The organism is Pseudomonas sp. BMS12 (assembly GCF_001592875.1).
In the GTDB taxonomy this organism is placed as follows: Bacteria; Pseudomonadota; Gammaproteobacteria; order Pseudomonadales; family Pseudomonadaceae; genus Aquipseudomonas.
Window position 1 is genome coordinate 161224 of sequence record NZ_LSOF01000018.1, and the last position, 7012, is coordinate 168235.

General features: G+C 60.8%; 3 protein-coding genes. 1 reads left to right on the top strand and 2 read right to left on the bottom strand.

Annotated features, from left to right (window positions below; genetic code table 11):
* Positions 1-68: 68 nt before the first annotated feature.
* Both AYB31_RS17415 and AYB31_RS17420 read right to left on the bottom strand, forming a co-directional pair.
* Positions 69-2216 (bottom strand): type I secretion system permease/ATPase, encoded by a 2148-nt coding sequence (locus tag AYB31_RS17415; protein WP_082805349.1) that lies wholly within the window; start codon positions 2214-2216, stop codon positions 69-71.
* Positions 2217-2282: 66 nt separating this feature from the next.
* Positions 2283-3638, bottom strand: coding sequence for a TolC family outer membrane protein (locus tag AYB31_RS17420; protein WP_068830040.1), 1356 nt, complete (start codon positions 3636-3638; stop codon positions 2283-2285).
* A 457-nt stretch (positions 3639-4095) separates the two neighbouring features.
* Here AYB31_RS17420 and AYB31_RS17430 point away from each other — a divergent pair.
* Positions 4096-7012: retention module-containing protein (locus tag AYB31_RS17430; protein WP_153020741.1), on the top strand; the 2917-nt coding region annotated here is incomplete at its 3' end.

The following is a 7012-nucleotide window of genomic DNA, read 5'->3' on the forward strand; positions in this document are numbered from 1 at the left end:
TAAACTGCGCTTTTTTCGGCTGTTTTTGCCTAGGCCAGCCTGCCTCGCTAACGTTTTTCAACAGCCTGCTAGACGGCTGCAGGGCCGACTCGGCCCTTGCGCAGGGCGTCGATGACGGCCTCTTTGGGACCATCGGCGACCACGTGGCCGTAGTCCAGCACGATCAGGCGATCGACCAGGCTGAGCATCGAGTTGCGGTGGGTGATGAGCAGCAGGGTCTTGCCCTGGGTCCAGCTGTGCAGCTTCTGGCGCAGGGCGTCTTCGCTGGAGTTGTCCATGGCGCTGGTAGGCTCATCGAGCAGCAGAATCGGTGGGTCCAGCAGCATCGCCCGGGCCAGCAATACCGCCTGACGCTGGCCACCGGAAAGCAGTTGGCCACGTTCGCCCACCGGGCGATCAAAGCCCTGTGGGTGCTGTCTGGCCAGGTCCGATACCCCGCAGAGGTCGGCCACTTCCAGCATGCGGCTGTCACTGACGTAGCGAGCGCCTAGGGTCAGGTTGTCGCGCAGGCTGCCAGCCAGCAGCGGCAGGTCGTGGGCGACGTAGCCGGTCTGGTGGCGCAGGTCGGCGACGTCGAGCTGGCGCAGGTCGAGACCGTCGAGCAGGATCTGCCCCTCGTCGGGGGTGTAGAAGTTCATGATCATCCGCGCCAGGGTGCTCTTGCCCGAGCCGCTGCGACCGATGATGCCGACCCGTTCACCGGCCTTGATGTGCAGGCTCACCTTGTTCAGGGCCGGGATGCTTTGCCCGGGGTAGCTGAAGCTCATCTGGCTGATGTCCAGGGCGCCTTTCAGGCGCGTACGCTCCAGGGGCCGTTGTTTGGTGTCGCGTTCTTGCGGCAGGGTCATCAGGGCATCGGTGCTGGTCATCGTTAGCCGCGCCTGCTGGTAGCGGGTGATCAGCCCGGCGATCTGCCCCAGTGGCGACAGGACCCGGCTGCCGAGCATGTAGCAGGCCACCAGCGCACCCACGCTGAGGTGGCCGGCGATGATGATGTAGACCCCGGACACGATGGTGGCCATGCCGGCGAATTGCTGGAGGAACATGGTGCCATTGGTGGCCAGGGCTGCGAGGAAGCGCGAATGGCTATCCAGTCGGGTGAGGGCGCCGTGGGTTTTCTCCCAGCGGTGCTGGCGCTCGCTCTCGGCACTGCAGGCCTTGAGGGTTTCCAGGCCGCCCAGGGTCTCGATCAACAGGGCCTGACGCTCGGCGCCCAGAGCCAGGCTCTTTTGCACCGTGTCGCGCAGGCGGCTCTGGATGATCAGGGCGAAGATGGCAGTGATGGGGAAGGCCAGCAGCGGGATGACCACCAGCCAGCCGCCGAGCAGGCCGATGACCAGGATCATCAGCAGCGAGAAGGGCAGGTCGATGAGGCTGGTCAGGGTCACCGCCGTGAGGAATTCGCGTAGCCCCTGGAAGTCGTGAATGCTCTGGGCAAAGCCGCCGACTGTGGCGGGGCGGGCTTTCATCGACATACCGGTGATGCGTTCGAACAGCGTGGCGGAGAGCACCACGTCGGTCTTCTTGCCGGCCACATCCAGCAGGTAGGCGCGCAGTACCCGCAGCAACAGCTCGAAACCGGTGCCGATGAACAGACCGATGGCCAGCACCCAGAGGGTGGAGGTGGCCTGGTTGGGCACTACCCGGTCGTAGGTCTGCATGACGAACAGCGGCACCATCAGGCCCAGCAGGTTGATCAGCAGGCTGGCCAGTACGGCATCGGTATACAGCCAACGCGACAGCTTGAGGGTGTCGCGGAACCAGGCTTCGACCCTGGGTACCAGGGGCGTGCGGACTTCTTCCAGTTCGTGGCGCGGTTTGGCGAAGAAAGCCTGACCACTGTATTCGAGGGCCAGGTGATCGCGGCTGACCCACTGCTCGCCGCCTTCGGCTTCGCAGGGCAGGATCAGCAACTGGTTTTTCGGGCCCATCTTGCGCAGTACGGCGCTGCGGCCGTCTTTCAGCAGCAACAGTACCGGTAGGTTGAGAGGGGAAATGGCGCCGAGTTCGCGCCGCAGAATACGCCCCTGCAAGCCGGCACGGGCCGCCGCACGTGGCAGCAGCTCGGCACTCAGTCGCTGCTCCGGCATCGGCAGGCCAGCTGTCAGGCTGGCGCGGCTGGCGGGGCAGTCATGCAGGGTACAAAGGATCAACAGACCGTCGAGCAGCGGGTCGTCGTGACTCTGCCGCTGGTCGTCGGAGGGTCTCCGCTCCATGGTGGTCAAGTGCACTACTCCTGAGAGGCTGCCCGGCCCTGGAGCCGGGCAGCATCTTCGCCGGGACTACTTCATTTCCGGCAGGCGGGCCTCGCTCTTCACTTCGGTGAGGGCTACAGCTTCGGCCGGTAACACGACGTTCTGCTTGCGCAGCAGCTCGCCCATTGCAGACAGCAGGCGGTACATGGAGAACTCTTCGGTGTAGCGCACCTCGGTGTAGCGACGGTTGGCGGTGAAGAGTTCGTTCTCGCTGTCCAGCAGGTCGAGCAGGGTGCGTTGGCCCAGGCCGAACTGCTGCTGGTAGGCCTCGCGTGAGCGTGCCGAGTAGTCGGCATAGTCGCGGGCTTTATCGGTCTGCTTGCGCGCGTTCTCCATGGCGTTCCAGGCGAGCATCAGGTTCTCGTTGAGAACCCGCAGGGCGTTGTTACGGATATCCATGGACTGGTTGATCTGGTGTGCCGCCGATTGCAGGCGAGCCTTGTCGCGCATGCCGTTGAACAGGTTGTAGTTCATCACCACGGCGGCGCGCCAAGTGTTGTAGTGGCCTTCGTCGCCCTGGGTGTTGTCGTCGGCAGTGGTGGCCAGTTCGAGATCGAAACGCGGGTAGAAGGGTGCTTTGGCCACTTCATACTGCTTCTCGGCGGCATACACATCGGCCTGGGCAGACTTCAGGTAGGGGTTGTTGTCCATCACGCCCTGGCGTGCCGTGGCAAGGTCTTCAGGGATTTCGCCCTTGATGCTGGCTGGCGTTTCCAGCTCATCGGGCATGCGCCCGGTGGCGCTGAAGAAGTTGGCCTCGGCGTCGGCAAGGTTGACCTGCTCGGTGTAAAGGTTGTTCTCGGCCAGGGCCAGGCGGGCCTTGGACTGGTCGAGGTCGGCGTTGCTGCCGACGCCGCGATCACTGCGCAGGGTGATCTGATCGTTGACCCGCAGATGCGCCTGCAGGTTGTTCTCCGCCAACGCCACCATCTCGCGCCGCTTGAGTACGTCCAGGTAGACCTCGACGGTGCGTAGCGCCAGGCTCTCGGATGTGCCCTGCACATAGTAGGCACGCGAGTCGACCACTGACTTGGTGCGCGCGACTTCGTTAGGCGTGTTGAAACCGTCGAACAGCATCTGCCGCAAGCGCAGCTCGGCATCGCGATAGTTCAGCGTTTCCTTGTTGTGATCCCCCAGGGCCCGGGTGCTGGGGCTGTCGGTCTGCTCGCGACCATAACCGGCCAGCAAGTCGACGGTTGGTAGATAGCCGCCCTTGGCCACTTTCACGTCTTCGTCCGCGGATAGGCGGTCGTTCATGCTGGCGTGCAGCTCAGGGTGGTTGTCTATGGTGCTCTGGATGGCTTCCGAGAGAGTCATGGCCTGGGCCTGGCTACAGGCAATAGCCAGGAGGATGCTGCTGCATAGCGGTGTGAGAGCGCGCATTGGATTGCTCCTTTATTTTATGCTCTGTTCCTGTCGCCAAAAAAGTGACGGTTCTTGCCCGGTGTTGGCGGGTCGGGCCTATAACTTCACAGCTAAGAACATCCTCCAGTGTAGCTAAGAAAAAATTGGCACAAGGTTTATGAGAAATAAGTCTTATGCACTCTGTGAGAACGGGCACATTGTTTCTTCTGTAAGCCGCGAAAAACGGGCATTTAAGGTCGTTTCGTAGCTAAGGCAGATGGTCAAACAAGATTTTGAGAATAAGGGGCGGGGATGTAGCTGGTGGAGTAGTTCGGTGCTGTAAGGGCGACACTTTTTTGTCGCGTTTGAAAATGCTTAATCGCGCCGTTCGATTTTTCAGCGTTCTCTTCGCACGTAATCCCCGGTTCGAAAGGTGGTTTGGCCCTTTTGAAACGTGTCGGCGGTGGTCGGCAGTTGTAGTGCGGAGGAAGGAATCATGGCTACTTTAATTGGTGTCGTCAGCCAGGTTGTCGGCGAGGTCTTTGCGGTAGCAGGCGATGGAACGCGTCGACCGCTAGTCGAGGGTGATCGTGTCTACGCCGGCGAGCAACTGGTAACCGGTGCCAGCGGCGCGGTTGCCGTCAGCATGAGCAATGGCGAGATGCTCACGCTCGGGCGTGATAGCAATCTCGGACTCAACGAACAGATGCTCGCGGGTGCCGATGGTTCCAACACCGCGGTACAGGATCAGGCGCCTCCCACTCCTTCCGATTCCGATCTGACCGATGTCGAGCAATTGCAGGCTGCAATCCAGGCCGGTGTCGACCCGACCCAGGAAGGTGAAGCCACTGCTGCAGGTCCGGGCGCCGGTGGCGCTGGCGGGGGTGGTGGAGGCTTGGCTGGCAGTGGCCACAGCTTTGTCCTGCTGGGTGAAGTAGGTGGCGCGCTTGACCCTACCATTGGGTTCCCTACCGAGGGGCTGAACACTGGGCCGGAGTTCCCTGACCCCGAACCTATCGTCACTGCCGAAGTGGATTTCCTTCCAACGGTTGAAATCATCTATTTCGATGAGGAAGGCCAGGTGGTAACAGGGCCTGGGATTGTCGAGGAGGCTGAGCTCGATGGTGCTGCTCCCGGTAACGTGGACCATCAACCAGGCTCCAATGCCGGGGTTGGGCCGGAAAGCATTTCTGGTTCCCTGCTGATCAACTCTCCGGACGGCATTTCGGCGATTCAGGTGCTGGACACCTTCGGCGTGTGGATCAATGTCCAGGGCGGCGGTACGGTTCAGGGCAAGTACGGCGTGATCGAATTCGATGCGGCGGGTAATTGGACCTACACCTTGACCGATAACACGCTCGACCACTCCATTGCGGGGGCGGTTGGGGCGGATGATCAACTGCTGGATCCCTTCTCCGTACGCGTCATTGATGGCGACGGAGATGTTTCTCCGGCGGTGCCACTGAATATCGCTATTTACGACGATGGCCCGGCCATTCTCGACTTCGAGATCGATCGCCACTTCAAGGTCATTGCCGATGAATCCGTTGGGCTGCATGGCTCGCTGCAAAATGAGCTGTGGGGCAAGCAGGTTCCATTCGATGAGATATTCCAGACGCCCAGCCCAGATGGCATGACTGCCATCGGTTTCTCGAAAGTGCCTGGTGCATGGCTGTTCAATCTGAGCGTTGACCCAGGTGCCGATGGCGAGGCCTCCAGGACTTTCAGTTTGAGCCTTGGCGGTGAGGGTGAGTCGGAGGGAGGAGGTGTCTACTCCGGGCTGAGCGCGACCGATGGAGGTGCCATCAGCCTGTACATGGATGGCGCTGATGTGATCGGCAAGGATGCGGACGACGATATCGTTTTCCGGGTGCACATCGACGAAGGCACCGGCAGCGTGACGTTGTGGCAGTACGAGGCCATCGATCATGGCTTTGACTGGAACAACCACGACAGCCTCAAGACCATCACCCAAGGTGCGCTTAATGTGAGCGTGACCATCGTCGATGGCGATGGCGACCCGGCAGCCTCGGATGTTCTGGACCTGGGCAATGTGATTGGTTTCGAGGACGACGGCCCGCAGATCACCTGCTTCACGCTGGAAGAGTGTGCGCGGATCATTGTCGATGAGTCCGTGTGGATCACAGGCTCGACCCAGAGCGAGCCTGGCTTTGCTTTTGCGGCCGACGAGTTCGGACACTGGTGGGGACCGGACGGGACGGTCATCGGCTACGCCAAGGTGGACGGTGACGACCTGTTCAAACTGACGGTCGACGGCGGTTCCGACAAGGAAGATACCAGCAAGCGCACCTTCGAGTTCAGCTTCAATAATGCGGTCTATTCCGGGCTCTATGCCACCGAGGGTGGGGCTATCAAGCTCTACGCCGACGGTGACGACGTGGTGGGCAAGGATGCCACTGGCGATATCGTATTCCGGCTGCACATCGACGAGGACGATGGCGACGTCACCCTATGGCAATACGAAGCGATCAAGCATGGTGCCGATGGCAATGATCACGATGCCTTGAAGACACTCACCGATGGTGTCTTGAAGGTCAAGGTGACGGTCTACGACAACGATGGTGATTACGACAAGGCCTATGTCGATGTAGGCAAGGCCATTGGCTTCGAGGATGACGGGCCGAAGATCACCTGCTTCGAACTGGGCTATCGCGCCCATGTCGTGGTGGACGAATCGGTTGGCACCGGCGGCTCGACGCAAAGTGAAGTGGGCTTGGTACGGCCCAATGATGAATCCGGGCATACGTGGGATTCGACACTGCACAAGCCGGTGATCGGCTATGCCCAGGTCTGCGGCGATGACCTGTTCAAACTGACGGTCGACGCGGGCTCCGACAAGGAGGACGTCAGCAAGCGCAGCTTCGAGTTCAGCTTCAGCCAAGGCGCACTGTCGGGGTTGAGTGCTACCGATGGCGGCATCATCAAGCTCTATGGCGATGGTGATGACGTGGTCGGCAAAGACGCCAGTGGTGACATCGTGTTCCGCCTGCACATGGATGAAAGCAGCGGCGATGTCACGCTGTGGCAGTACGAGGCGATCAACCATGGCTGGGATGGCAATGACCACGATGCTCTGAAAGAGCTGGCTGACGGGGTGCTGAAGGTCAAGGTGACCGTCTATGACAAGGACGGTGATTACGACAAGGCCTATGTCGATCTGGGCAAGGTGATTGGCTTCGAGGATGACGGGCCGAAGATCACCTGCTTCGAACTGGGTTATCGCGCCCATGTCGTGGTGGACGAATCGGTTGGTACCGGCGGCTCGACGCAAAGTGAAGTGGGCTTGGTACGGCCCAATGATGAATCCGGGCATACCTGGGATTCGACACTGCACAAGCCGGTGATCGGCTATGCCCAGGTCTGCGGCGATGACCTGTTCAAACTGACGGTCG